The organism is Streptomyces sp. OfavH-34-F (genome assembly GCF_022347745.1).
In the GTDB taxonomy this organism is placed as follows: Bacteria; Actinomycetota; Actinomycetes; order Streptomycetales; family Streptomycetaceae; genus Streptomyces.
In genome coordinates this window covers 1-25,834 of record NZ_JAKRGC010000013.1, presented here as the reverse complement: position 1 = coordinate 25,834, position 25,834 = coordinate 1, and the positions used below count along the sequence as shown (strand labels likewise).

At 69.3% G+C, this 25,834-nt stretch carries 24 protein-coding genes, 1 tRNA gene and 1 pseudogene; 15 read left to right on the top strand and 11 right to left on the bottom strand.

The features are described from left to right. Positions 1-138 precede the first annotated feature (138 nt). Positions 139-2,733, bottom strand: a complete 2,595-nt coding sequence (gene clpB / locus MHW47_RS04750; RefSeq protein ID WP_239221344.1) for an ATP-dependent chaperone ClpB — start codon at positions 2,731-2,733, stop codon at positions 139-141. A gap of 227 nt (positions 2,734-2,960) precedes the next feature. Between clpB and MHW47_RS04745 the strand changes: the two genes are divergently transcribed. Further along, positions 2,961-3,365 (top strand): pyridoxamine 5'-phosphate oxidase family protein, encoded by a 405-nt coding sequence (locus tag MHW47_RS04745; RefSeq protein ID WP_239221343.1) that lies wholly within the window; start codon positions 2,961-2,963, stop codon positions 3,363-3,365. Between the two features lie 119 nt (positions 3,366-3,484). On the opposite strand, the gene MHW47_RS04740 is transcribed toward MHW47_RS04745, so the two are convergent. Next, complete coding sequence (locus tag MHW47_RS04740; RefSeq protein ID WP_239221342.1) at positions 3,485-3,805, bottom strand: (2Fe-2S)-binding protein; 321 nt, start codon at positions 3,803-3,805, stop codon at positions 3,485-3,487. Beyond that, a complete protein-coding gene (locus MHW47_RS04735) occupies positions 3,802-4,065 on the bottom strand; it encodes a hypothetical protein (RefSeq protein ID WP_239221341.1) in 264 nt (87 codons plus the stop codon). The genes MHW47_RS04740 and MHW47_RS04735 overlap by 4 nt, the downstream gene beginning before the upstream one ends. Positions 4,066-4,166: 101 nt before the next feature. Here MHW47_RS04735 and MHW47_RS04730 point away from each other — a divergent pair, with 101 nt between their 5' ends. Then, complete coding sequence (locus tag MHW47_RS04730; RefSeq protein ID WP_239221340.1) at positions 4,167-5,177, top strand: helix-turn-helix transcriptional regulator; 1,011 nt, start codon at positions 4,167-4,169, stop codon at positions 5,175-5,177. 96 nt (positions 5,178-5,273) lie between these two features. Here the strand turns inward: MHW47_RS04730 and MHW47_RS04725 are convergent, their stop codons facing one another. The 4 genes from MHW47_RS04725 to dnaK form a co-directional block, all read right to left on the bottom strand. Beyond that, positions 5,274-5,720: a heat shock protein transcriptional repressor HspR gene (locus MHW47_RS04725; RefSeq protein WP_018522258.1), complete on the bottom strand. Its 447-nt coding sequence runs from the start codon at positions 5,718-5,720 to the stop codon at positions 5,274-5,276. Position 5,721: 1 nt separating this feature from the next. After that, positions 5,722-6,903: a molecular chaperone DnaJ gene (dnaJ, locus tag MHW47_RS04720; RefSeq protein ID WP_239221339.1), complete on the bottom strand. Its 1,182-nt coding sequence runs from the start codon at positions 6,901-6,903 to the stop codon at positions 5,722-5,724. Positions 6,904-7,035: 132 nt separating this feature from the next. Further along, on the bottom strand, positions 7,036-7,686 hold the full coding sequence (grpE, locus tag MHW47_RS04715; RefSeq protein WP_239221338.1) for a nucleotide exchange factor GrpE: 651 nt from the start codon (positions 7,684-7,686) through the stop codon (positions 7,036-7,038). Beyond that, a complete protein-coding gene (gene dnaK / locus MHW47_RS04710; protein ID WP_239221337.1) occupies positions 7,683-9,542 on the bottom strand; it encodes a molecular chaperone DnaK in 1,860 nt (619 codons plus the stop codon). The genes grpE and dnaK overlap by 4 nt, the downstream gene beginning before the upstream one ends. A 278-nt stretch (positions 9,543-9,820) precedes the next feature. Between dnaK and MHW47_RS04705 the strand changes: the two genes are divergently transcribed. The 3 genes from MHW47_RS04705 (at position 9,821) to MHW47_RS04695 (ending at position 14,109) form a co-directional block, all read left to right on the top strand. Beyond that, entirely contained in the window at positions 9,821-10,450 is a 630-nt protein-coding gene (locus tag MHW47_RS04705) for a sugar transferase (RefSeq protein ID WP_239221336.1), read from the top strand. A gap of 114 nt (positions 10,451-10,564) precedes the next feature. Then, positions 10,565-12,832 (top strand): (Fe-S)-binding protein, encoded by a 2,268-nt coding sequence (locus MHW47_RS04700; protein ID WP_239221335.1) that lies wholly within the window; start codon positions 10,565-10,567, stop codon positions 12,830-12,832. A gap of 266 nt (positions 12,833-13,098) precedes the next feature. Then, a complete protein-coding gene (locus tag MHW47_RS04695) occupies positions 13,099-14,109 on the top strand; it encodes a Yip1 family protein (RefSeq protein ID WP_239221334.1) in 1,011 nt (336 codons plus the stop codon). Between the two features lie 78 nt (positions 14,110-14,187). Here MHW47_RS04695 and MHW47_RS04690 read toward each other — a convergent pair whose 3' ends face one another. Together MHW47_RS04690 and dcd are read right to left on the bottom strand one after the other, a co-directional pair. Further along, positions 14,188-14,688: a phosphoribosyltransferase gene (locus tag MHW47_RS04690; RefSeq protein WP_239221333.1), complete on the bottom strand. Its 501-nt coding sequence runs from the start codon at positions 14,686-14,688 to the stop codon at positions 14,188-14,190. A gap of 7 nt (positions 14,689-14,695) precedes the next feature. Further along, on the bottom strand, positions 14,696-15,271 hold the full coding sequence (dcd, locus tag MHW47_RS04685; RefSeq protein WP_018102070.1) for a dCTP deaminase: 576 nt from the start codon (positions 15,269-15,271) through the stop codon (positions 14,696-14,698). A gap of 444 nt (positions 15,272-15,715) precedes the next feature. On the opposite strand from dcd, the gene MHW47_RS04680 reads away from it, so the two are divergent. The 7 genes from MHW47_RS04680 (at position 15,716) to MHW47_RS04650 (ending at position 22,626) form a co-directional block, all read left to right on the top strand. Beyond that, a tRNA-Gly gene (locus MHW47_RS04680) sits at positions 15,716-15,786 on the top strand. Positions 15,787-16,372: 586 nt separating this feature from the next. Continuing rightward, positions 16,373-17,695: a UDP-glucose/GDP-mannose dehydrogenase family protein gene (locus tag MHW47_RS04675; protein WP_239221332.1), complete on the top strand. Its 1,323-nt coding sequence runs from the start codon at positions 16,373-16,375 to the stop codon at positions 17,693-17,695. A 652-nt stretch (positions 17,696-18,347) separates the two neighbouring features. Then, positions 18,348-19,598: a pentapeptide repeat-containing protein gene (locus MHW47_RS04670; protein WP_239221331.1), complete on the top strand. Its 1,251-nt coding sequence runs from the start codon at positions 18,348-18,350 to the stop codon at positions 19,596-19,598. Positions 19,599-19,694: 96 nt separating this feature from the next. Next, the gene (locus MHW47_RS04665) at positions 19,695-20,441 is read left to right on the top strand and encodes a hypothetical protein (protein WP_239221330.1); all 747 of its coding nucleotides are present in this window, start codon (positions 19,695-19,697) and stop codon (positions 20,439-20,441) included. A 132-nt stretch (positions 20,442-20,573) separates the two neighbouring features. Continuing rightward, entirely contained in the window at positions 20,574-20,822 is a 249-nt protein-coding gene (locus tag MHW47_RS04660) for a type II toxin-antitoxin system CcdA family antitoxin (protein ID WP_239221329.1), read from the top strand. Beyond that, complete coding sequence (locus MHW47_RS04655) at positions 20,819-21,220, top strand: PIN domain-containing protein (protein ID WP_239221328.1); 402 nt, start codon at positions 20,819-20,821, stop codon at positions 21,218-21,220. Before MHW47_RS04660 ends, MHW47_RS04655 begins: the two co-directional genes overlap by 4 nt. Before the next feature lie 605 nt (positions 21,221-21,825). After that, the gene (locus MHW47_RS04650) at positions 21,826-22,626 is read left to right on the top strand and encodes an alpha/beta fold hydrolase (RefSeq protein ID WP_239221327.1); all 801 of its coding nucleotides are present in this window, start codon (positions 21,826-21,828) and stop codon (positions 22,624-22,626) included. A 26-nt stretch (positions 22,627-22,652) separates the two neighbouring features. On the opposite strand, the gene MHW47_RS04645 is transcribed toward MHW47_RS04650, so the two are convergent. Both MHW47_RS04645 and MHW47_RS04640 read right to left on the bottom strand, forming a co-directional pair. Next, positions 22,653-23,075 carry an NUDIX domain-containing protein gene (locus MHW47_RS04645; RefSeq protein WP_239221326.1) on the bottom strand — a complete coding sequence of 141 codons (423 nt, stop codon included), beginning with the start codon at positions 23,073-23,075 and terminating at the stop codon, positions 22,653-22,655. Positions 23,076-23,200: 125 nt separating this feature from the next. Continuing rightward, entirely contained in the window at positions 23,201-23,404 is a 204-nt protein-coding gene (locus tag MHW47_RS04640; protein WP_239221325.1) for a hypothetical protein, read from the bottom strand. A gap of 158 nt (positions 23,405-23,562) precedes the next feature. Here MHW47_RS04640 and MHW47_RS04635 point away from each other — a divergent pair, with 158 nt between their 5' ends. The 3 genes and pseudogenes from MHW47_RS04635 to MHW47_RS04625 all read left to right on the top strand — a co-directional run. Continuing rightward, on the top strand, positions 23,563-24,015 hold the full coding sequence (locus MHW47_RS04635; protein ID WP_308381401.1) for a hypothetical protein: 453 nt from the start codon (positions 23,563-23,565) through the stop codon (positions 24,013-24,015). 353 nt (positions 24,016-24,368) lie between these two features. Then, a complete protein-coding gene (locus MHW47_RS04630) occupies positions 24,369-25,532 on the top strand; it encodes a hypothetical protein (protein WP_239221368.1) in 1,164 nt (387 codons plus the stop codon). Next, positions 25,529-25,834 (top strand): annotated as a pseudogene (locus MHW47_RS04625) (hypothetical protein); the annotation flags it as partial. The gene MHW47_RS04630 and the pseudogene MHW47_RS04625, both read left to right, overlap by 4 nt.

The window sequence follows — 25,834 nt, the reverse complement described above, 5'->3', positions numbered from 1 at the left end:
CAACCGCTTCCGGGCGAGGGTTCTGGCACCGAGTGCCGGACCGCACGTTTGGCGCGATACCGATGCTCGAGAATGGCCTGCGGGTGAATATGACACCGGGCTCCCGGATGTCATATTCACCCGCGCGCAAGGCCGTTCTCAGGTCGCCGCGCCGACGATCAGGCCGTCCTCGGCCCGGTCCACGCGGACCGTGTCGCCGTCCTGGACCTCACCGGCCAGGATCTCCTTCGCCAGCCGGTCGCCGATCGCCGTCTGGATCAGGCGGCGCAGCGGCCGGGCGCCGTACGCCGGGTCGTTGCCCTCCTCCGCCAGCCAGGCCAGGGCCTCCGGCGTGACGTCCAGGGTGAGCCTGCGGTCGGCCAGGCGCTTGGCGAGCCGGTCGATCTGGAGGCCCGCGATGTGCGCCAGTTCGTCGCCGGACAGGGCGGAGAAGACCACCAGGTCGTCCAGCCGGTTGAGGAACTCCGGCTTGAAGGAGGCCCGCACGACCTCCAGGACCTGCCGCTTCTTCTCCTCCGGCTTGGCGAGGGGGTCGGTGAGGAACTGGCTGCCGAGGTTGGAGGTCAGGATCAGGATGGTGTTCCGGAAGTCGACCGTCCGGCCCTGCCCGTCCGTGAGCCGGCCGTCGTCCAGGACCTGGAGCAGGATGTCGAAGACCTCGGGGTGGGCCTTCTCGACCTCGTCCAGCAGGACGACGGTGTACGGGCGGCGGCGGACCGCCTCCGTGAGCTGGCCGCCCTCCTCGTAGCCGACGTAGCCGGGCGGGGCGCCGACCAGGCGGGCGACGCTGTGCTTCTCGCTGTACTCGCTCATGTCGATGCGGACCATGGCCCGCTCGTCGTCGAAGAGGAAGTCCGCCAACGCCTTCGCCAGCTCCGTCTTGCCGACACCGGTCGGCCCGAGGAAGAGGAACGAGCCGGTGGGGCGGTCGGGGTCGGCGATGCCGGCCCGGGTGCGGCGCACCGCGTCCGAGACGGCCTGCACGGCCTCGGTCTGGCCGATCAGGCGCTTGCCCAGCTCGGACTCCATGCGGAGCAGCTTCTGGGTCTCGCCCTCCAGGAGGCGGCCGGCCGGGATGCCGGTCCAGGCGCCCACCACGTCGGCGATGTCGTCCGGCCCGACCTCCTCCTTGACCAGGGTCTCCTTGGGCTCGCGGGCGGCCTCCTGCTCGGCCTCGTCAGCCTCGGCCAGCTCGCGCTCCAGGCCGGGGATCTCCCCGTACAGCAGCTTGGAGGCGGTGTCGAAGTCGCCGTCGCGCTGGGCGCGCTCGGCCTGGCCGCGCAGCTCGTCCAGGCGCTCCTTCAGCTCACCGACGCGGTTGAGGCCCTGCTTCTCCTTCTCCCAGCGGGCGTTGAGGCCGCGCAGCTCCTCCTCCTTGTCGGCGAGGTCGCGGCGCAGCTTCTCCAGGCGCTGCTTGGAGGCGGGGTCGGTCTCGTTCCGGAGGGCCAGCTCCTCCATGTGCAGCCGGTCCACGGAGCGCTGGAGTTCGTCGATCTCGACGGGTGAGGAGTCGATCTCCATGCGCAGCCGGGAGGCCGCCTCGTCCACCAGGTCGATCGCCTTGTCCGGCAGGAACCGGGAGGTGATGTACCGGTCGGACAGGGTGGCGGCGGCGACCAGGGAGGCGTCCGCGATCTGCACCTTGTGGTGCGCCTCGTAACGGCCCTTGAGTCCGCGCAGGATCGCGATGGTGTCCTCGACGGACGGCTCCGCCACGAGCACCTGCTGGAAGCGGCGCTCCAGGGCGGGGTCCTTCTCGATCCGCTCGCGGTACTCGTCCAGCGTGGTGGCGCCGACCATCCGCAGTTCGCCGCGGGCCAGCATCGGCTTGAGCATGTTGCCCGCGTCCATCGCGGAGTCGCCGCCGGCACCCGCGCCCACGACGGTGTGCAGCTCGTCGATGAACGTGATGATCTGGCCGTCGCTCTCCTTGATCTCGGAGAGGACGGTCTTCAGGCGCTCCTCGAACTCGCCGCGGTACTTCGCGCCCGCGACCATCGCGCCCAGGTCCAGCGAGACGAGCCGCTTGTCCTTGAGGGACTCGGGCACGTCGCCCTTGACGATGCGCTGCGCGAGGCCCTCGACGACGGCGGTCTTGCCGACGCCGGGCTCGCCGATGAGCACCGGGTTGTTCTTGGTGCGCCGGGAGAGCACCTGGACGACGCGGCGGATCTCCTGGTCCCGGCCGATGACCGGGTCGAGCTTGCCCTCGCGGGCGGCGGCGGTGAAGTCCGTGCCGAACTTCTCCAGCGCCTTGTACTGGCCCTCCGGGTCCGGAGTGGTCACCCGGCGTCCTCCCCTGCTCTTCTCGAACGCGTCCAGCAGCTTCTTCGCACTGGCCCCCTGCCCGTCGAGGATCTCACCGGCGCGGCCGCCCTTCGCGGCGATCCCGATCAGCAGGTGCTCGGTGGAGACGTAGTCGTCGCCCAGGTCCTTGGCGCGCTGCGCGGCGTCCGCGATGACGGCGAGCAGTTCGCGGTTGGGCTGGGGCGGGGCGACGGTGGACCCGGTCACGCTGGGCTGCGCGGCGAGGAGCCGTTCCGTCTCGGTGCGTACGGCGATCTGGTCGGCCTCGACGGCGGCCAGCAGATCGATGAGGTTCTCGTTGTCCTCACCCGCGAGCAGCGCGAGCAGCAGATGCCCCGGGGTGAGGTCCGGGTGTCCGTCCTTCACGGCCCGGCTGGTGGCCGCGTTGATGGCGTCCCGGCTCCTGTTGGTCAGCTCGGCGTCCACGTGCGCTGTCTCCTCCTTGCGTTGGCGGGTCCGTACTCAACTACTGACACGAACAACGTGCACAAAGTTGAGTCTATTCCACTCAAGGCTGTTTCGGACCCCCGTTGCGGGCCGAAGTTGAGTCTCCTCAGCTCAAGGCGGAATCGCGTTCCGCCCCTCCTCCGAGTGAACCGGTCGCCACCGGCACCCGCCACCGCAGCCGGCCGCACCCCGCCTACGCTGGGCCCATGGCAGTCGACGTACACCAGCCCGAGCCCGAGTACCTCGCCTTCTGGCGGGAGAACCACGTGTGCACGCTCACCACGACCCGCCCCGACGGCACCCCGCACGTGGTCCCGGTCTGCGTGACGTACGACCCCGAGGCCGGCCTCGCCCGCGTGATCACCAACAAGCGCAGCCGGAAGGTCGCCAACATCCTGGCCGCGGGACCGGACGGCGCCCGCGTCGCGGCCTGCCAGGTGAACCGGCGCCGCTGGGCGACGCTGGAGGGCGTGGCCCGGATCAGCACGGACCCGGAACGGGTCGCGGAGGCCGTACGCCGGCACACCGAGCGGTACGACCGGGTGCCCTCGCCCAATCCGGACCGGGTCGTCATCGAGATCACCCTGGACCGGGCGCTCGGCCGCGCCTGAGCGGGCCTCCCGGACGCCCGTCCGTACCGGAACAGCACAACGGCGCCACCGTGTTCAGGTCACGGTGGCGCCGTTGTGTGGGGGAAGTGTCTGAGCGACGTGGAACGACGGGGGATCGCTCAGGCACTGCGGGGGGTGGCGGAAATGGCTTCTTGTTCGAACAGCTGGTGGTCACGCTGCGCGAGATTCACAAAGATCATGTCGTAGCGGATGGCGCAGCGCACCGGCTGCGGCGCACCCCGCGGCTTGCGGAGGCAACGGTAGGCGCGGACCTCTCCGTCGTCCTCGCGGGCGACGACGACCGGGTCGCCGAACAGGGTGACCATCAACGAGTCACCACGGTGGGGCAGGGCCGTGACGAGGTCGATGAAATGCCACCCTGACCGGTAGGCGGTCGCCATCTCACGCCGGAAGGTCCGGTCGTCCGGCGGGGTGGTCATGCGACCGTGGCGGAACCGGCCGGCGCGACCGCCCAACCGATGTCCGACTTGGCAGTGGGGGCAATCCAGCCGATGTCCGCGGCCGCCTTGGGGGCGATCCAGCCGATGTCCGCGGCCGCCTTCGGGGCGACCCAGCCAATGTCACCGGCGGCGGCAGCTCCCGTGCTGCCCTGCCCGAAGCCGCTGCCGCCCAACAGCCCCACACCCAGGGCCGCAACGAACGAGGCGGCAAGCGCCGAGCGAAGCATTCGCTTATACATAGTCGGCTTCGTCCTCACTTGTGGATTCATCTCCCCCGCACCAAAGACGATGGCTTACGGGGGCACACAAGCACCACTGAGGAGATGCATCATGTTCCTGTATGTTCAGGAACCTGGGGGGTGAAGATATGGCCACAATCGGCGCAAAACCGGCACATCCTCATGGGATCACCGAACTTTGTCAGGACGGGGCACGTCTTTACGCCAGTGCGTTGCGAGTGGGACGCATAGCGCGGGCCGACATCGAACCCGCGCCGTGCCTCATCGATTTCGCCCTGCTGCATCCCGACCCCGACGACCAGACATGGCTTCGCCCAGTCCCCCCTTCGGTCGCGCTCGCCCAGCATCTGCAGCCCCTGGAGCGGGAAATCCTGGAACGGCGCAGACACTCGGTCCAACTGACCGAATCGTTCGAGCCATTCATGGACATCAGCACCCAGGGCCCTCCGGTCACCCACGCGATCACCGTCCTGGAGGGCGACAACCGGATCAACGCCGCGCTCGACCAGGCCACGGCGGAGTGCCACACCGAGGTCCTCACCGTCCAGCCCGGCGGCGGACGCACCGAGGACCGGCTCAGCAAGTCGCTGGACCGCGGCCTGTCCGTGGTGCAGCGGGGCGTTCGCATCCGCACCCTCTACCAGCACACCGTGCGGCACAGCCCCAGCACGCTCGCGTACGCCGAGCGCATGGCCGACGACAACGTGGAGATCCGGACACTCGAGGAACTCATCGAGCGGCTGATCGTGTTCGACCGGACGGTGGCCTTCATACCCGCCCAGGACGACCGCAAGGTCGCCCTCGAACTGCGGCACCCCGGACTCGTCGAGTACCTGGCCAACGTGTTCGAACAACTCTGGACCCGCGCATCCCCGCTGCGGGAGGAGATCAAGTACGAGCCGACGCCCCTGGGCATCAGCGGGGTGCAGCACTCGATAGCCCAACTGCTCGTCGAGGGACACGTGGACGACTCGATCGCCCGGCGCCTCGGCATGAACGTCCGCACCTGCCGGGCCCACGTCGCCAAGCTCGCCGCCGCGCTCGGCAGCAACAGCCGCGCCCAGCTCGGCTACCTGATCGCCCGGTCGGGAATCCTGGACCAGGACACCTGACCGCTCCGGCCCCGGAGCCCCCCTCCCCCTGCGCACACGGCGAAGCGGCCCGGCACGCCCGGGATTCCGGGTGCGACGGGCCGCTCGGGGCGCGGGTCAGTCCTTGGGGCGCTTCGGGCGCCAGACCACCAGGGCGCTCGTCTGCTGGACGTCCTGGTACGGCACCAGGTCGCGCCGGTACGAGGCGTGCACCTGGGCCTCGCGCTGCTGCATCGCCGCCGCGGCTCCGTCCACGGCCGCCGAGAGTTCGGCGACGCGCTGCTGGAGCGCCGCGACCTGGTTCTCCAGCTCGATGATGCGCTTGATGCCGGCGAGGTTGATGCCCTCGTCCTGCGACAGCTGCTGCACCGTGCGCAGCAGCTCGATGTCACGGGCCGAGTAGCGCCGGCCGCGTCCGGCCGTGCGGTCCGGGGAGACCAGGCCGAGGCGGTCGTACTGGCGCAGTGTCTGCGGATGCAGGCCCGAGAGCTGGGCCGCGATCGAGATCACGTACACCGGGGACTCGTCGGTCAGTTCGTACGGATTACGCCGTCGGCCGTCCACCTCAAGCTCCCTTCGCCGCCTGGAACAGCTCCGCCCGCGGGTCCTGGCCCGCGGTCGCCTTCCGGTACGCCTCCAGCGCGTCCGTGGCCTCGGTGCCCAGGTCGGTGGGCACGGCCACCTCGACGGTGACCAGGAGGTCGCCCCGCGTGCCGTCCTTGCGGACCGCACCCTTGCCGCGGGCACGCATCGTACGCCCATTCGGCGTACCGGCCGGCAGCTTCAGGGTGACGGGGGGTCCGCCCAGGGTCGGCACCTTCACCTCGCCGCCGAGGGCCGCCTCCGGGAAGGTGACGGGCACCGTGACGGTGAGGTTGTCGCCCTTGCGGCCGAAGACCGGGTGCGCGTCGACGTGGACGACGACGTACAGGTCGCCGGCCGGTCCGCCGCGCTCGCCCGGCGCGCCCTTGCCGCGCAGCCGGATGCGCTGCCCGTCCGAGACGCCGGCCGGAATGCGCACCTGCATGGTCCGCGACGACCGGGCGCGGCCGCTGCCCTTGCAGACGTCGCAGGGGTCCTGGGCGATCAGGCCCCGGCCCTTGCAGTCCACGCACGGGTCGGTGAGCGAGAAGCCGCCGCCGCTGCCGCGCGAGACCTGCCCGGTGCCGACACAGGTCGGGCAGACCCTGGGGGTGCCGTTCTTGTCGCCGGTGCCGGAGCACGCCTTGCAGGGGGCCTGGCTGGACATGCGGAGCGGGACCGTGGCCCCGTCCACCGCCTCGGTGAAGCTCAGCGTCACCTCGGACTCGATGTCCTGGCCGCGCCTGGGCTGCACCCGCGTACCAGCGCCGCCGCCGCGGTTGAACAGGCCGCCGAACACATCGCCCAGACCGCCGCCGAAACCGCCGGCGCCGCCCTGACCGCCGCCCGGAGCGCCTCCGAAGAGGTCCCCCAGGTCGAAGTTGAAGTTGCCCTGGGCGCCGCCGGGCCCGGCCCGGAAGCCGCCGTTGCCGAAGAGGGCGCGCGCCTCGTCGTACTCCTTGCGCTTCTTCGGGTCACCGAGGACGTCATTCGCCTCGGAGATCTCCTTGAAGCGCTCCTCCGCCTTGTCGTCGCCCTTGTTGGCGTCCGGGTGGTACTCGCGGGCGAGCTTCCGGTACGCCTTCTTGACCTCGGCGTCGGTGGCGTCCTTGGGGACGCCGAGAACCTTGTAGTAGTCCTTCTCGACGAAGTCCTTCGTACTCATCGACGTCCCTCCTTCCGGACGACCGGCCGGGAACCTCCCGTCCGGACGGCGCGGGGCCGCGGGGCCCCGGCACCGGCCGGACGGGAGGTCCTGGTGGCCGGGCGGTGTGCTGCCAGGTGATCGGACGGAATGTCAGACCTCCTCGCCGCCACCGCTCTCCTCGTCGTCTGCCTTCTCTTCCTTCGCGGCCGCGGGGGCCGCCCCCGGCTGGGGCTCGGCGACCGCGACCCGGGCGGGCCGGATGGTGCGCTCACCGATCCGGTAGCCGGGCTGCAGAATCGCCACGCAGGTCGTCTCCGTGACGTCCGGCGCATAGCTGTGCATCAGGGCCTCGTGGATCGTCGGGTCGAAGGGCTCGCCCTCCTTGCCGAACTGCTGGAGGCCCAGCTTCGCGACGACCGTCTCCAGCGATTCGGCCACCGACTTGAACCCGCCCACCAGCTCGCCGTGCTCGCGGGCCCGGCCGATGTCGTCGAGCACGGGCAGCAGTTCGGACAGGAGGTTCGCGGAGGCGAGCTCCTTGACCGTGACCCGGTCCCGCTCCACACGGCGGCGGTAGTTCTGGTACTCGGCCTGGAGCCGCTGGAGGTCGCCGGTGCGCTCGTTGAGCGCCGTGCGCGCCTGGTCCAGCTGGGCGGTCAGGGCCGTCTTCTCGTTCGCGTCCCCGGCCGGGGCCGCCGCCTCCTCCTCGGAGGGGGCGGCGTCCTTCGACTCGGCCTCGTCAGAGGTGGCGCCGGAGGGGACGTCGGGCTCCTCCTCGAAGCCCGGAGTCTCCTCGGTCACGCCGCACCGCCCTTGGAGTCCTTCTCGTCGTCGACGATCTCGGCGTCCACGACGTCGTCCTGGGCGTCACCCTGGGCCTGGCCGGCACCCGCCTGGGCGTCGGCCTGCGGGCCGCCCTCGGCCTGGGCGTTGGCGTACATCGCCTGGCCCAGCTTCTGGGAGACGGCCGCGACCTTCTCGGTGGCCGTGCGGATCTCGGCGGAGTCCTCGCCCTTGAGCTTCTCCTTCAGCTCGGTGACGGCGGTCTCCACCTCCGTCTTCACGTCGGCCGGGACCTTGTCCTCGTTGTCCTTGAGGAACTTCTCCGTCTGGTAGACGAGCTGCTCGCCCTGGTTGCGCGACTCGGCGGCCTCGCGGCGGGCGTGGTCCTCCTCCGCGTACTTCTCGGCCTCCTCGCGCATCCGGTTGACCTCGTCCTTCGGCAGCGAGGAGCCGCCGGTGACGGTCATCTTCTGCTCCTTGCCGGTGCCGAGGTCCTTGGCCGTGACGTGCATGATGCCGTTGGCGTCGATGTCGAAGGAGACCTCGATCTGCGGGACACCGCGCGGGGCCGGCGGCAGACCGGTCAGCTCGAACATCCCGAGCTTCTTGTTGTACGCCGCGATCTCGCGCTCGCCCTGGTAGACCTGGATCTGCACGGACGGCTGGTTGTCCTCGGCCGTCGTGAAGATCTCGGAGCGCTTGGTCGGGATCGTGGTGTTGCGCTCGATGAGCTTGGTCATGATGCCGCCCTTGGTCTCGATACCGAGGGACAGCGGGGTGACGTCGAGGAGCAGGACGTCCTTGACCTCGCCCTTGAGGACACCGGCCTGGAGCGAGGCGCCGATGGCGACGACCTCGTCCGGGTTCACGCTCTTGTTGGCCTCCTGGCCGCCGGTCAGCTCCTTGACGAGCTCGGCGACGGCCGGCATGCGGGTGGAGCCACCGACGAGAACGACGTGGTCGATCTCGGAGAGCTGGATGCCCGCGTCCTTGACGACGTTGTGGAACGGCGTCTTGCAGCGGTCCAGGAGGTCGGCGGTGAGCTGCTGGAACTGCGAGCGCGTGAGCTTCTCGTCCAGGTGCAGCGGGCCCTCGGCCGACGCCGTGATGTACGGCAGGTTGATCGTGGTCTCCGTCGAGGAGGACAGCTCGATCTTCGCCTTCTCCGCGGCCTCGCGGAGACGCTGGAGAGCCATCTTGTCCTTGGACAGGTCCACGCCGTGGCCGTTGGCGAACTGCTTCACCAGGTAGTCGACGACGCGCTGGTCCCAGTCGTCACCACCGAGCTGGTTGTCACCGTTGGTGGCCTTCACCTCGACGACGCCGTCGCCGATCTCCAGGAGCGACACGTCGAAGGTGCCGCCACCGAGGTCGAAGACGAGGATCGTCTGGTCGTCCTTGTCGAGCCCGTACGCCAGCGCGGCGGCGGTCGGCTCGTTGACGATGCGCAGGACGTTCAGGCCCGCGATCTCGCCGGCCTCCTTGGTCGCCTGACGCTCGGAGTCGTTGAAGTACGCCGGGACGGTGATCACCGCGTCGGTGACCTTCTCGCCCAGGTAGGACTCGGCGTCCCGCTTCAGCTTCTGCAGGATGAAGGCGCTCATCTGCTGCGGGTTGAAGCTCTTGCCGTCCAGGTCGATCTTCCAGTCCGTGCCCATGTGGCGCTTGACGGAGCGGATGGTCCTGTCGACGTTGGTCACAGCCTGGCGCTTGGCGACCTCGCCGACCAGCACCTCGCCGTTCTTCGCGAAGGCGACGACGGACGGCGTGGTCCTGGCGCCCTCTGCGTTGGTGATGACGGTGGGCTCGCCGCCTTCGAGAACGCTGACGACGGAGTTAGTCGTGCCCAGGTCGATGCCGACCGCACGTGCCATTTCGATTCCTCCAACATGACTACTTGAGTGGATCTGACTCAAGGATGCATGACTCGCCTCCGGGAGTCAACAGACCTGAGTCACCCCGACTCAACTTAGGTGCATCCACCCCGCGCCATCGGCGACACCCCGGCGCCTCATGCGCCGCACAGCCCCCTCCCATCATGGCCGCATGGGATCGTTCTGTCACAAAATGCCGTGAGCAGCGCAAAACCGGCATCCGGCCCGGTCCGGCCAGGGTTCCCCGGGTCCGGCCCACCGAACCCAGGCAGGTGCGAATGACGCGTACACCGGGACGGCCCCGTACACAGGGACGCTGGAAGCGCCCCCTCGACCTGACTGTCGGTACGGCCCTGCTGCTCCTCGCCGCCCCCGTACTGGCGGTCGCCGCCCTGGCCCTCGCCGCCCGGGGCCGCCGCGTCATGACGCACTCCCCGCGCACCGGACCGCACGGCGCCCCCTTCGTCCTGCGCTCCCTGAACACCCGGCGCCTCGGCCTGGACACCCTGTCGCGGCTGCACCACGTGGTGAGGGGGGAGCTGAGCCTGGTGGGGCCCGAGCCGCTCGCCCCCGGCGACGTACGCGGCGGACCCGGGGGTGCCTACCACTGGCGGGCGGCGCTGAAACCCGGGCTCACCGGCCTCGCCCAGGTGCGGCGCCGCTCGACGATGCCGTGGGACGAGGCGGAGCTGCTCGACCAGCACTACGCCGAGCACCAGAGCCTCCGCCTGGACCTGGCGGTGCTCGCCGAGGCCGTCCGCGTACCCCTGCGCGAGGCCGTCCGCGTACCCCTGCGTGAGGCGGCGCGCGCCCTGCGGCGGGGCGGCAAGGCGCGCCTGAGCGACACAGATCACCGCCTGCCCGGCTACAGGACGGCGGAAGAAGTGGGTAGTGTCGGCGCAGACTGATTAAGTTACTGCTTAGTAGTAGCGATACTCGTAGTCCACGTGGTTACTGGAAGACGTTGTACTCGCTAGTAGACACTGGATCGATCCCACCCTCGCAGGCCCGAGGAGCCCCCAATGCAACTCGCCGCGATCATCGTGTCGCTGGTGCTGACCGTGGTCGGCGTTGCGCTCATCGCCCGAGCCGTCGCGCAGATCTACCGGTTCGTCACGCTCGGACAGCCGGTTCCGGCCGGCAGCCGCACCGACAATCCGAAGCAGCGCACGATCACCCTGGTCAGGGAATTCCTCGGCCACACCCGGATGAACCGGTGGGGGATCGTCGGCTTCGCGCACTGGTTCGTCGCCATCGGCTTCCTGACCCTGCCGCCGACGCTGCTCCAGGCGTACGGGCAGCTCTTCCAGGCCGACTGGGTGCTGCCGGTCATCGGCGGCTGGCTGCCGTTCGAGCTGTACATCGAGTTCATCGGCCTGATGACGGTGGTCGGCATCCTCGTGCTGATCGCCATCCGGCTGCTGAACCTGCCCTCCCGCGCCGGCCGCAAGTCCCGCTTCACGGGCTCGGTGGCGTGGCAGGCGTACTTCGTCGAGTACGTCATCCTCGTCATCGGCCTCGCGATCCTGACCCTGCGCGGGCTGGAAGGCGCGATCCACCACGTCGACGGCTACGAGGCCGCGTACTTCGTGTCGTACCCGCTGGTCCTCGCCTTCAAGGGCCTGGCGCTGGGCACGCTGCAGAACCTCATCTACTTCGTCGCGATGATCAAGATCGGCACCTCGCTGATCTGGATGATCACCGTCTCGCTCAACACCAACATGGGTGTCGCCTGGCACCGCTTCCTCGGCTTCCCGAACATCTGGTTCAAGCGGAACGCCGACGGCGCGGTCGCGCTGGGCGCGCTGCAGCCGATGACCACGGGCGGCAAGGAGATCGACTGGGAGGACCCGGCCGACGACGCCGTCTTCGGTGTCTCCCAGGTCGAGCAGTTCTCCTGGAAGGGCATCCTCGACTTCTCCACCTGCACCGAGTGCGGCCGCTGCCAGTCGCAGTGCCCCGCCTGGAACACCGGCAAGCCGCTCTCGCCGAAGCTCCTGATCATGTCCCTGCGCGACCACGCGCACGCCAAGGCCCCGTACCTGCTGGCCGGCGGCGGCAAGGACATGGAGGGCGAGGAGAAGGCGACCGCCGAGCAGCTGAAGGACGTGCCCGCGTCCGCCCTCGCCGAGGCCGAGCGCCCGCTGATCGGCACGGTCGAGGAGAACGGCGTCATCGACCCGGACGTCCTGTGGTCCTGCACCACCTGCGGCGCCTGCGTGGAGCAGTGCCCGGTCGACATCGAGCACATCGACCACATCGTCGACATGCGCCGCTACCAGGTGATGATCGAGTCGGCGTTCCCGTCCGAGGCGGGGACCATGCTCAAGAACCTGGAGAAGAAGGGCAACCCCTGGGGGCTCGCCAAGAAGCAGCGCGTCGAGTGGACCAAGGAGGTGGACTTCGAGGTTCCGATCGTCGGCAAGGACGTCGAGGACCTCACCGAGGTCGACTACCTCTACTGGGTCGGCTGCGCCGGCGCCCTGGAGGACCGCGCCAAGAAGACCACCAAGGCCTTCGCGGAGCTGCTGCACATCGCGGGCGTCAAGTTCGCGATCATGGGCGGCGACGAGAAGTGCACCGGTGACTCGGCCCGCCGCCTGGGCAACGAGCCGCTGTTCCAGCAGCTCGGCGCCGAGAACGTCGCCATGCTGAACATGGCGTTCGGCGAGGACGACGAGGACGACTCGACCAAGAAGGCCAAGTCCGCGAAGAAGATCGTCGCGACCTGCCCGCACTGCTTCAACACCATCGCCAACGAGTACCCGCAGCTCGGCGGCGAGTACGAGGTCATCCACCACACGCAGCTGCTCCAGCACCTCGTGGACGAGGGCAAGCTGATCCCGGTGACCCCGGTCGAGGGCCTGATCACGTACCACGACCCCTGCTACCTGGGCCGCCACAACAAGATCTACACGCCCCCGCGCGAGATCATCGCCAAGGTCCCGGGCCTGCGGAACGAGGAGATGCACCGCCACAAGGAGCGCGGCTTCTGCTGCGGCGCCGGCGGGGCCCGGATGTGGATGGAGGAGCGGATCGGCAAGCGCATCAACAACGAGCGCGTCGACGAAGCCCTCGCCATCGACCCGGACATCGTCTCCACGGCCTGCCCGTTCTGCCTGGTCATGCTGACCGACTCGGTCAACGGCAAGAAGAACGAGGGCAAGGCGAAGGAGTCCGTCCAGGTGGTGGACGTGTCCCAGCTGCTGCTCGACTCCGTGAAGACCCCGGCCGACCCGGCGGGCGAGGCGGAGTCCGCGGACGAACCGGAGCCGGAACCGGCGAAGTAGCCGCGCGGACCGGCGCCACGGCGCGGTGAAGCGGCCGGACCTGCCTCGGGGGCAGGACCGGCCGCTTCCGCCTTTCCCGGCCGGTACGGAAGAGGGCCCGCACGCCGAACGCGCACCCCGCCGGCGGCCGCGCGGCAAACCCCCGGCCCGGTACGGGGGACAGCCCCACGGGTGTCCCCTAGGGGATGTCACATCTACGCGTCAAAGGGCCGGTACTTCCCCGGCCCCGGGCCCCGGGCCCCGGCGGAGCGGGTACGTTCGACCACGTGGCTGGATTCAGGATCGGACGCGGCCGGGACAACCGCACCCCGCAGCAAGGGCAACAGCAACCGCGGCAGCAGCCGTACGGCAACCAGGCGGCACCGCAGCCGCCGTACGGCCATCAGGCGCCGCCGCCGTACGGCCGGCAGCAGCCGTGGCCGCCCACGGGCGGGCCGGGTGGGCCGGGTGGCCAGGGCGGCCCGTATCCCGGCGGACCGGGCCCGGGCTACCACGGAGGCCCCGGGCACGGCGGCGGACACCAGGGGCACCCCGGGCAGCACGGCGGCTACCCCGGCGGTCCGGACGAGCCGGAGTACTTCGGCGACCCGGGCCCCTACCCGTACCCGCAGGGGCCGAACCCCGGTGACCCGTACGCGAACAACCCCGGCCACACGCAGGCGTTCCGCATCGACGAGGAGCCGTACGGCGACGGCAGCGCCTACCGCGCCGGGCACGCGCCCGCCGCGCCGATGGGGCCGCGCCTGCACTGGAAGCAGCTGCTCACCGGCATCGTGACGCGCCCCGGCCCGACGTTCTGGCAGATGCGCGACTACGCGGTCTGGGGCCCTGCCCTGACCGTGACCTTCCTCTACGGCCTGCTGGCCCTCTTCGGCTTCGACCAGGCCCGCGAGGACGCGATCCACGCCCCGGTCTCCAGCGCCGTGCCCTTCGTCATCATCACGGGCGTCTGCTTCGTGCTCGGCGGCCTGGTGCTGGGCGCGGTCACCCACACGCTGGCCCGCCAGCTCGGCGGCGACGGCTCCTGGCAGCCGACGGTGGGCCTGTCCATGCTGATCATGTCCATCACGGACGTGCCGCGCCTGGTCTTCGCCATGTTCCTGGGCGGCGAGAACGCGCTGGTCGTCATACTCGGCTGGGTCACCTGGCTGGCCGCGGCGGCCCTGCTGACCTCGATGGTGAGCAAGTCGCACGACCTGCCGTGGCCGAAGGCGCTGGGCGCGTCGGCGATCCAGCTGCTGGCCCTGGTGTCGATCCTGAAGCTCGGCACGATCTGACGACGGGCGCACGACGCATACGTGGAAGGGCCCCGGCGCGCTGCCGGGGCCCTTCCACGTACGACGAGCCGAAGCCGCTCAGGCGTCGAGGACCTGTCCGCTGCGCCGCACGACGGGCTTCTCCACGCTCCACGGGAAGTTGATCCACCGGTCGGTCTTCTTCCACACGTACTCGCACTTCACGAGCGAGTGCGACTTCTCGTAGATGACCGCGGAACGCACCTCGGCCACGTGGTCGACGCAGAAGTCGCGCACCAGCTTGAGCGTCTTGCCGGTGTCGGCGACGTCGTCGGCGATCAGGACCTTCTTGTCCGAGAAGTCGATGACGTTGGGCACGGGCGCCAGCATGACCGGCATGTCCAGCGTGGTGCCCACACCCGTGTAGAACTCCACGTTCACCAGGTGGATGTTCTTGCAGTCCAGCGCGTACGCCAGACCGCCGGCCACGAACACCCCGCCGCGGGCGATGCTCAGCACCACGTCCGGCTCGTACCCGTCGTCGGCCACCGTCTGCGCCAGCTCGCGCACGGCACGGCCGAAGCCGTCGTACGTCAGGTTCTCGCGTACCTCGTCGGTCATCGGGCCCTCACACCTGCGTCCGGTGGAAATTCATGAAGGAGCGCGACGCGGTGGGACCGCGCTGCCCCTGATAACGCGACCCGTACCGCTCGGAGCCGTAAGGGAACTCCGAAGGCGAACTCAGCCGGAACATGCACAGCTGGCCGATCTTCATTCCCGGCCACAGCTTTATCGGCAGCGTCGCCAGATTCGAAAGCTCCAGGGTCACGTGCCCGGAGAAACCGGGGTCGATGAACCCGGCGGTGGAATGCGTGACCAGCCCGAGCCGGCCGAGGGAACTCTTGCCCTCCAGGCGGGACGCGAGATCGTCGGGCAGCGAAATGACCTCGTACGTCGACGCCAGCACGAACTCACCCGGGTGCAGGATGAACGCGTCGTCCCCCTCCGGCTCGACCGTGCGGGTGAGGTCCACCTGCTCGACGGCCGGGTCGATGTGCGGGTACCGGTGGTTCTCGAACACCCGGAAGTAGCGGTCGAGCCGCACATCGATGCTCGAGGGCTGCACCATCGACGCGTCGAATGGATCAATGCGCACGCGTCCGGCGTCGATCTCGGCGCGGATGTCCTTGTCTGAGAGAAGCACCCACCGAGGATACGCAGAACGCGCGGGCCCGCCCCCATCGGGCCGCCCGCGCGCCTGTCGTCCGCCTGGCTACCGCCGCTCGAGCACCACGGGCACGGCATGCCGCAACCGAGCGCACCGGGGACACCGGATCAGCCGGCCGGGCCCGATCCGCCCCGCCCCGAGCTGCTGCATCGGGAACGTGCTGGTAGCGAAAACGTGCCCTTCGGCACAGCGGACGACGGTGCGCTCCATGGAGTCCATCAAGTCCCTTCCCCATCAAGACGTGGACGAGACCGCCACATTAGGGGATGAACAGGACGCCACTCCACGCGGCACTCCGCCACCCACGCTACGCCCCCAACTCCCGCCCCCGACAACCACATCCCGGCCGCCCACGCGACGCGATCGAGATGGGGTACAGTGTCCGAGGATGCTCCCGGAAAAGGGACGTCCGAAATTTTCGCGGGTGTAGTTTAATGGTAGAACATGAGCTTCCCAAGCTCAGAGCGCGAGTTCGATTCTCGTCACCCGCTCTTCAAAGAAAGGCCCCGGTCACCAACCGGGGCCTTTCTCATTCCGCCATACCGCCAGGGCCACGAACCGCGCGAACACCGCTTCACACCTCGCTCACCCACGGCCGGCACGCTCTTCCACGAAGTGCTGACCGAGCCAGGGGGGAAGACGGCCGATTCCGCCGAGACGTTCCGCGCCCGCTTCCGCGCCGAGCCGACCCCGGCGATGCGGGCACTCAAGGAGCTGAAGGACGCCGGCCACGATCGCCGGGTCCGTCATCACCAACAACGTCGACGTGCTGGCCGCCCGTGCCGAGCGCGACGAGGCTCGGGCCCACGAGCGGGTCATGCAGGTCGTCCACCTCGGCCGGAGGGCTTCTGAGACGACGGCGCGTTCATGCCGTACCCGCTGGAGGGCCCCAGGACGGTGACCTGGTGTGCCGGGCCACCGCCGCCGAAGCGCTGCCCGCTCTCGTCAACGTCCTGAGGCAGCAGTGAGGTTGACCCACCTGCACGAAGAGGATCGCGCCGGGCGGGGGCGCTAGCGTGGCGCACCCGGCCGGTCCGGACTCACTGGGCGGGCGAGTACAGGGAAAGGAGCGTCGCCATGCGCGTATCCGTCATCGGCTGCGGTCACCTGGGCATCCCCCACGCCGCCGCGATGGCCGAGATCGGCCACGAGGTCATCGGCGTGGACCTGGACCAGGCCAAGATCGACCGCCTCAACGCCGGCGAGTGCCCGATCTACGAGGAGGGCCTGCCGGAACTCCTGGCCACCCACACCGCGTCCGGCCGACTGCGGTTCACGACCAGCCTCGCCGAGGCGGGCGAGTTCGCGGACGTCCACTTCCTGGCCGTGGGCACGCCGATCGACGCGGACGGCCGGAGTTACGACACCGGCCAGGTCTTTGCCGCCGCCCGCGCGCTGGCCCCGTACCTGACCCGCCCGACGGTGATCATCGGCAAATCCACGGTCACGGTCGGGACCTCCCGCGACCTCGGCGCACTTCTCGCCCGGCTCTCCCCGGCCGGGGAGGACGTGGAGGTCGTCTGGAACCCGGAGTTCCTGCGCGAGGGCCACGCCATCGACGACACCCTGCGACCCGACCGCATCGTGGTCGGCGTCCCCTCGGCCCGCGCCGAGGAGGTCGTACGCCAGGTGTACGCGCCGCTCCTCGCCGACGGCATCCCGCTGTTCGTCACCGACCCGGCCACGGCCGAGCTGATCAAGGGGGCGGCGAACGCGTACCTCGGCATGAAGATCTCGTTCATCAACGGCGTCGCCGACATGTGCGCCGCGGCGGGGGCCGACGTCCAGCAGCTGACCGAGGCCGTCGGCGTCGACCCGCGCATTGGCCGCGGCGGCCTGAACGCCGGCCCCGGCTACGGCGGCGGCTGCCTCCCCAAGGACGTCCGCGCCTTCACCGCCTCCGCCCGCGCCTTGGGCGCCACCGAGGCGGCGGCCATGCTGCGCGCGGCGGAGGAGGTCAACGAATCGCGCCCCACCGCCGCGCTGAAACTCATCGAGCAGACCCTCGGCCGCCCGGTGGACGGCGTACGCGTCACCGTGTGGGGCGCGTCCTTCAAGGCCGGCACCAACGACGTACGCGAATCCCCGGCCCTGGCGATCGCCGCGCTGATGCACCAGCGCGGCGCGACGGTCACGGTCCACGACCCGCACGCCGTGCCCAGTGCGCTGCGCCGTAACCCCGAACTCGACTACGCCGACACCCTCGACGCCTCCGTCCAGGACGCCGAACTGATCGTCCTGGCCACGGAATGGCCCCACTTCCGCGAGGCCGACCCCAAGGCCCTCGCCCCACTGGTCGCGGCCCCGGTCCTCGTCGACCTCCGCAACCTCATCGACGCCGACGCCTGGCGCATGGCCGGATGGACCGTACGCCAGCTCGGACGCCCCGCACAGGAATAACCGAACCCATCGACCGGCGGTCCGACGCGGACACCCTGCGGGACAACATCGAGAAGCTCTCCGCCGTCTGCCGTGCGGCAGGCGCCCACCTCCCTAACCAGGAGCTCAAGCCCTCCGAGTCAGCAAGGTCACCGAAGAGGCCAGCAAGCCCATGCCCGCCCTCCACGACCTGAAGGACCTCACCACCTGCGACGACACCCCAACCTGGTCCGAGATCCAGAACGACCAGGAGGGCGCCGTCACCGCCGCCCTCCTGGCAATGCACTACCTAGACCCCACAGAGACGCCCGCGCCACCTTCGCCAAAATCCTCCACCGCCGCACCCGCAGAGGCCGCGAGGCCGCCGCTACAGCCTGACGGCCTCCGGACGTGGCCGTCGACCGCTCCGGTTGCACGCGGGCGGCGGCCACGTCCGGCACACAAGCTGCGCCGGGCACCTGCTTCCAGCGCGGTAGAACTTTCCCTACTTCATCAAAGCGGCTCGCGCGGCTAGGGCGAGCACCATGGTGAGGAGAAACCCACTGTGGCTGGGGCGGTCGGCTCCACGGCTTTAGGCAGCCACTTTGGGGCGAGCCTCTACGATCATGACCCCAACGTCGTGCTTTACGGGCAGGTCCACTGACTTCCCGACTCGCCATCAGCTTACGGAGCCATGACCACTCGCCTCCAAGCGGCTCCACCGACCTTCTTCCCGAATCACCAGACCACCGCCCGTATAACATGGTTCAATAGCCGCATGAAAGCGCGGAAAATTGCCGCCATAGCGGTAGTCATGATCACCTTCGCCTGCTTCATCGCGCTCCTATGGAAAGGACCATGGTGGATTGACGGAAAACACCTCGGGCATGACCTAACACCCGGCGAGGGGGCGGTTGTAACCGGATTCCGCACCACGCTAGTGGCCATCGGAGCGGGAGTCATTGCAGCTTTCGGGCTATATTACACAGACAGAAATCTAAAAAACTCAAAAGAGGCACTAAAGCACACACAAGAGTCCACACAGGAGCAGCTACGGCTGACTCGCCTATCCATTGAGCACTCCGAAAAATCCGCAGTTCGCCAAGCCGAGCTGACAAGAGAAGATCAAGTTACAAACAGATACGTCGAGGCTGTCAAACTGGCAGGCAGTGACAGTGATACAGAAAAGCTGGGGGGAATTTACGCACTCGAGCGAATTATGCATGATTCGGAAAAGGATCACGCAATGGTTGTCGAGTTTTTGTGTGCATTCATCCGGGAACAGGCGCACACGGATAGAACGCAAGTCTCTGCAAGGCCGAAGGAGCCGGCGCAAGCGGCTCTGACCGTCTTGGGACGAAGGCCCGTAAGGCCCGAGAGAGGCCAATTGGACTTTCGAGAATCGTCCCTTCAGGGCGCATCCATGACATCCGGACGTTTCGCTGGAGCAATATTCGATGACTGCATTCTTGACAACGTTCAGGCGCCTGACGCAGATTTCAAGGAAGCGAGTTTTATCCGAGTATCACTCAAGGGGGCGTGGATTCAGCGCGCAAACCTGAGAAACACCGACCTGGAAAAATGTGACATGAGTGATGGAAATTTTGCGCGCACAGATTTTTCGGACGCCTCACTGGTGGAATGCAACCTGTCGAACGCTAAGTTCTTCGGCGCTAATTTTACCGAAGCAACCCTAGATAACTCATGGGCTCATGGAGCACATTTCGGTTCCGCCAAGCTAGCGGAATGCTATCCAGAGGGGGCCTGTCTGGACAGGGCCAACCTGTCAGACGCCGAAGGTATCACCGATACGTTTCTTGCTGGAGCCTACGTGACAGCGGAAACGCGACTACCCAAGAACATGCGGAGCGCAGAGGCGGCAAACCAAGCCATTTCCAGGACAGAAGGCGCCTTCTCCAGAAAGGGACACGATCATCAGGCGTAGGCAGTTGTATGCCGATTACACCGCTGCGCTCTCACGAATCCGCACAGCGCTCAATGCCATGAGAAGTGCATCCGCCTTCTGGTCTAGGTTTTGCCTGTGAACCGCAGCCGTTCCAACGCTGGCGCACCTCGCGAGCCCGACTTGCCGCCGCACCAGGTAGTCCTGTCGGAGACTGATTGGGGTTCGCTCGAGACGCCTTTCGGGAACGGTGAGGGCCTCCCCGAGGTCCTCACACGACTGCTGACGCCCGACCCCAGGGTCCAGGTCAACGCCCTGTCAGAGCTAGGTGAGATGGTCGGCCACCAGAACACGATCTACGAAGCCACTGCCCCCGCCGCCATGTATGTCGCCGGCATCCTCACCCACCCGGCGGCTACGACCTCCCGGCCCTATCGCAACGTCCCCATCCGTGCGGCGCTGTTGAACTGGTTGGCGTCCACGGCCTACGACGCCTCTGACGAGATTGTGGGCCGCACGGAGCAGCACTTCCCTGACTTCCTCGCCCCCGGCACCATCGTGGCGTCCTTCCGAGACCTGCGCCCGATGCTTTATCGGGCCGTCTCGCCCTTCCTCCGAGACAGCCACGAGGACGTGCGCGAAGCCGCCGTTATCGCCGCGCTCATCCTCGCCGAGCACCCCGCGCTCGCCGAACACCGCGATCACCTCGCCGTGCACGCGCGCTCCATCCTGGACACCAGCAGCAACGGCCACAACCAGCGTGTTGCCCAGAAGGCACTCGAAGCGTGGGGCCACGACACCCCCGGCTCCGAGCCTTTCCTGGAGGGGCCCTGGGACTGGGAGCCACACAGTGATGGTCGCAGCTATCTCGAACCGCCCTTCTGACCGATGCGCGTATGGTCGGCGGGCTCGTACTCCCCGCGCTGGAAACCTCACCCTCCGGTCGCGAAACCTTGACCGGAAGAATCGGTGTCGCAAACCCAGCCCCTGTCGCGCATACTCCAGTATGCTTGCCGTATGTCCTCAACGACTCGCATCACCGTCACGCTCCCCAGCGACCAGGTGGCGGAGCTCCGCAAGCTCACGGACAACGTCTCCGGCTACGTGGCGGAAGCCGTAGCGCGCCAGATCCGGCACCAGCTCCTGGGCGACGACCTTCGTCGCCATGAGGAGGAGCACGGACCCTTCAGCGACGAGGAGCTCGCCGAGGCGCGCGAGAAGATCTTCGGCTCCGCCGACACCTCCAAAGGCGCGGACGCCGCGTGAGCGAGCGTATCGAGACCGTCGTCCTGGACTCGGAAGGACTTTCCGCCTGGATCGCGCAGGACCGCAAGCTCCTCGCGATGCTTCAGGTCTTCCACGACATGGGAGCCGACCTGGTCATCGGGGCCAACACCATCGTGGAAGTGACCCACTCCCGCACCAGCATGCCCCGCCTGAACTGGGCCCTGTCCCGCGTCAAGGTGGAGCCCGTCACCGAACAGGCGGCGAAAGCGGCGGCTGAGCTTCTCAAAGGCGCTGGACTGCACGGACACAAGTACGCCATTGACGCCACGGTCGCCGAGGTCGCGCTCCGCCAGACGAAACCCGTCGCCCTCCTGACCTCCGACAGCGACGACATGACCCAGCTCTGCGGCAACCAAGTCCGCATCATCCCCCTCTGAGCAGTCCGCCCGCCCGGAGCACGCGTCGCACTAGGAATTCTCGTGCCCCATCCGTGCCCAGCAGAGCGGACAACAGCGGTCAGATACGGCTCCCAGAGTCCGAGGGGCCATCCACCTGGCCAGCCCGAAACCGCAGGTCAGATCCTTCCAAAGGCCCAAGTACCGCTGTTTCCCAAGCTCAGAGCACGAGTTCGGTTCTCGTCACCCGCTCTTGAAAGAAAGGTCCCGGTCGCAGGCTGGGGCCTTTCTCATGCAGTCAGCCAGGTCCAGAGCCGCGACAAGTGTTTCGTACCGGACCCTGTTCTTTCCCCACAGCGAAATAAATCGGCCCGCGCCCAGGCCCGAGCCGCCACGCCTGCAGGCCCGTATCCGCGAACAGCGACGCGACCCTGCGAGGTAGAGCCGTGCCATTGCCCGGCGCCCGGTGGCTGACGCAGAACCGAGCCGTCGACGGCTACGGAGCCGGGGCGGATCTCCTCGTCGATCCTCCGTTGCCGGCGGCCGTGCCGTGTGTGCTCAGCGGGGCGGACGGCAGTGGTTGGGTACGGTGCCCGGCGGGGCGCTGTGGCCTTGTAAGGGTGGGCCGATGTGTCGGGAGACGGTGTATGAGCTGGTCGGAGGTTGTCCTCAGTCGTGAGGGCGTTCGGGTTTCCTGTCGTGACTGGGGCGGGTCGGGGGTGCCGGTTGTTCTGTTGCACGGGCTGGCCGGTCATGCCGGTGAGTGGGACGCGCTCGCGCGGGATCTGAGCCCGCGCTACCGGGTCGTCGCCGTCGATCAGCGCGGGCACGGGGCCGGTGAGCGCCACCCGCAGGACGTGTCCCGAGCCGCTTACGTCGCGGACACCGTGGCCGTGCTCGAACAGCTCGGCCTCCGGCGCCCCGTCCTCGTGGGGCAGTCGCTCGGCGGGCACACCGCCATGCTTGCCGCTGCCGCGCATCCCGGACTCTTCCGGGCCCTCGTTCTGATCGAAGCCGGGCCCGGTGGGCCGAACCGGAAGGTGCAGGCGGAGATCGGAGGGTGGCTCGACTCGTGGCCCCGGCCGTTCCCGACCAGGGCGGCGGCCGTCGAGTTCTTCGGCGGCGGCTCGGTCGGCGAGGGCTGGGCGGGTGGTCTGGTGGAGCGGGACGGGGGGTGGTGGCCCCGTTTCGATCGCGCGGTGATGGTGGCTTCGCTGGCGGAGGTCGCCCAGCGGTCCTTCTGGGACGAGTGGTCGACCGTGACCTGCCCCTCCCTGGCCGTCCTCGGCCAGCACGGCATCGTCCCGGCCGGGGACATCGCGGAGATGTTCCGGCGCCGGCCGGGGACCGTGGCCGTGAGCGTTCCCGGCGCGGGCCACGACGTCCATCTGGAGCGGCCGGACGTCCTGCGGCACGTACTCCGGCGGTTCCTGGCAGACGTCACCTGATCGTCCGCGTACCGCCGTAGTCGTGGTTACGCGAGGGTTCCCGTGGTGAGGGCTTGCCTCAGCAGGCGGGCGATCTCTTCCGGCTTGAGGTTGATGGCGTCGAGGCCCTCCGGGGTCAGCGGGATCTCGTCCAGGGCGTATTTGCCGCGGCCCTCGGCGCTGAACTCGGGGCCCGTGCGGTCGGCGAAGGACCACGTGGTGACGCGGGCCAGGTAGAAGAGGTGACGTTCGCCGGCGGTCTCCGTGGTGTGGAGGAGGCGGACGATGTCGGCCCTGCCCGCGATCTCCTCGTGGATCTCGCGGTGGAGGGCGGCCTCGCGGGACTCGTCGGTGGGTTCGACGCCACCTCCGGGCAGGACCCAGTACACGGGGATGCCGGGCCTGGTGCGGCGGAGGACCAGCAGGGTGTCGTCGGGTGTGACGAGGACGGCGCGGACTCGTTCGATCATGTCGGTTCGGTTCCTTGCTTGTTGACGGCCTCCAGTGGAACAGCCCGCCACCGACTACGCGGACGGGCCGGCCTTGAGGCGGTCCACCGCCGTTCCGCTCACGCCGCCCGTCTGCGCCGCGGCACTCAGGACTCCGCGAGCCCGATGCCGTACACGCCGCCGGCCCCCATGGCGAGCCCCACGATCACGAAGCCCACCGCCCACCAGCGCACTCCCCACGACGGCCCCCACGTCACCCAGCCGGGGGCCTTCTCCGGGTGTCGCCACCACTCCCATGCCGTCCACGCCATCAGCGGTCCGTAGAGCATCAAGGCGATATTGCCGATCATGTCCCACATCAGGTCTGTGCCTCCCCCTCGGTTGCGCCCGGCGCCGAGCCGCGAGGGCTCGGGGCTTGTCGCATGCAGCGTACGGGCTTTCGAACGCGGGGGACCGGACCCGGCGGAACCCCTGCGTAGCCGTACGGCACCGACCTACGCTGGGCCCGATGTCCGGCGAACCGGAGGAGACCGGTATGGACGCGATCACGGCAGCCGCCCTCACCGCCATGGCGGGCAGTGTCGGCACGGACGCGGGGCGCCAGGCGTGGCAGGGGCTCACCGCACTGGTCCGGCGCCCGTTCCGGCGGGCCCCGTCGGCGGACACCGACTCCGCGGGAGAGCCGGCGATCAGCTCCGGGGAGCGGGAACTCGCCGAGCTGGAGCGCGAGCCCGCCGATCCGCTGCGCGCCCAGGCCCTCGCGACCGCGCTCGGCGTACGGGCCGCGCTGGACGGCGAGTTCCGCGACCTGCTCGACGCGTGGTGGCGGGAGGCCCGCGAGCGTACGGGCGGTGAGGTGAGCAACAGCGTCAGCGGCGGTACGCAGAACGCCCCCGTGCTCCAGGGCCGCGACTTCTCGCAGATCACCTTCCACCTGGCCGAGCGCGAGGACGAGCGTTAGGGGTCCGGCCCGCACCCGGACGGCCCGACGGCCCGCTCCGGAGAACACCCCCTCCCCACGCCCCCTTTCGCTTCCCTGCGCCCCGCCGGGAGTGCTCCGTGCCAGACCGCCGCAAGGTTCTGGCAAGGCTTCCTCCAGGGTTCCGTCCCCTCTTCCGGGCATCCCCAGCGACACAGGCAGTTCGCGCACTCGGAGGAGAACCCATGGGCGACGCCATGCCGGCGTTGAGTACGAGTGGAACGGGAACGACCGGAGCGGCCCCGGCGGGCCGGTTCGAACGGGACGCCGTCGAGGCGAAGGGGCCGGACACACGGCCGGAAGCGCGGCCGGAAACTCGTCAGTGGCTGACGCTGGTGGGGCGGAAGCGGGTGCTGGCGGTGGTCCACACCGTGACGTACGGGAAGCGCCTGCTCGACGTCCTGGCCCTGCTGGAGGCCGACTTCCGGCTGCAGATCTTCTTCACGGCGCCGCCGCACGCCTTCGGTGACGACGTGCCCGCCTTCCTCGCCCGGCTCGGCAGCGTGGTGCTGCCGTGGGAGCAGGCCACGGGCATGACCTTCGATCTCGCCCTGGCCGCAGGTCCGCGCGGCGTCGAGCACGTGAACGCACCCCTGATCACCCTGCCGCACGGGGCGAACTACCTGAAGCGGGTCGCCGAGGGGGCGCACTCCGGCGTGGCGGGGCTGCGCAGGCAGGACCTGGCGCCCGGCGGCAGGCTGCCCGCGGCCGTGGGCGTCCCGCACCGCGACGAGCTGCGCGAACTGGCCCGCACCTGCCCGGAGGCGCTGCCGCTGGCCCATGTGCTCGGCGACCCCGTGCACGACCGGATCACGGCCAGCCTGTCGCTGCGGGCCGCGTACCGCAGGGCGCTCGGGCTCGGCGAGGGGCAGAAGCTGGTCGTCGCGGTCTCGACCTGGGGGGCCCACTCCTCCTTCGGCCGGTTCGACGCACTGCTGCCGCGGCTCATCTGCGAGTTGCCGGCGGCCCGCTACCGTACGGCGCTACTCGTCCACCCCAATGTGTGGGCCGGGCACGGCGCGTACCAGGTCCGGTCGTGGCTGTCCCGGTGTGTGCACCTGGGCATGGGGATCGTGCCGCCGGAGGCGGACTGGCGCAGCGTCCTGATCGCGGCGGACTGGATCATCGGCGACCACGGTTCGGTCACGCTGTACGGGACGCTCACCGGGGCGCCGATCCTGCTGGCCGCCGCGCCGGAGCACGAGATCAACCCCGCCTCACCCGCCGCGACGCTCGCCGCGCAGGCGCCCCGGCTGTCGCCCACCCATCCACTCGCGGACCAACTCGCCTATGTGTCCCGGGAGTACCGGGCGGAGGAGTACGCGCCGATCAGCTCGCGCATCACCTCGGAGCCGGGCCGCTTCAACCGGAACACGCGCCGGCTCATGTACGGGCTGCTCGGCATCGGCCAGCCCGCGCACGAGCCGGTGACCGTACCGCTGCCGGACCCGTTGCCACCGGCCGGGTGGGTTCGCGGGCGCGGGGAGGCGCTGGCGTGAGGCGGCTGGTCGTGGTCGAGGCGTGCGCGTGCCCCTTTCCGGGGGTGCTGCGCGCCCGCTGGGGCGGTACGTCGTTCAGCGTGCGCCTGGGCCCCGTGCACCGGGGCGGCCGTGCGTCGGTGGTCGACGAGCACCTGGTGGTCGACACGGACGTCTGCCGGGACGCCTCGCTGCTGGGGTGCGGGGACGTGCTCCAGGGCAGCCGGGCGTACTCGGCGGCCGCGGGGCTGCGGCGGCTGGCCGGGCTGCTCGCGGCGCATCCGGGCTGCGCACTGGCCGCGGTGCCGCTGGCCGGGGGCGTC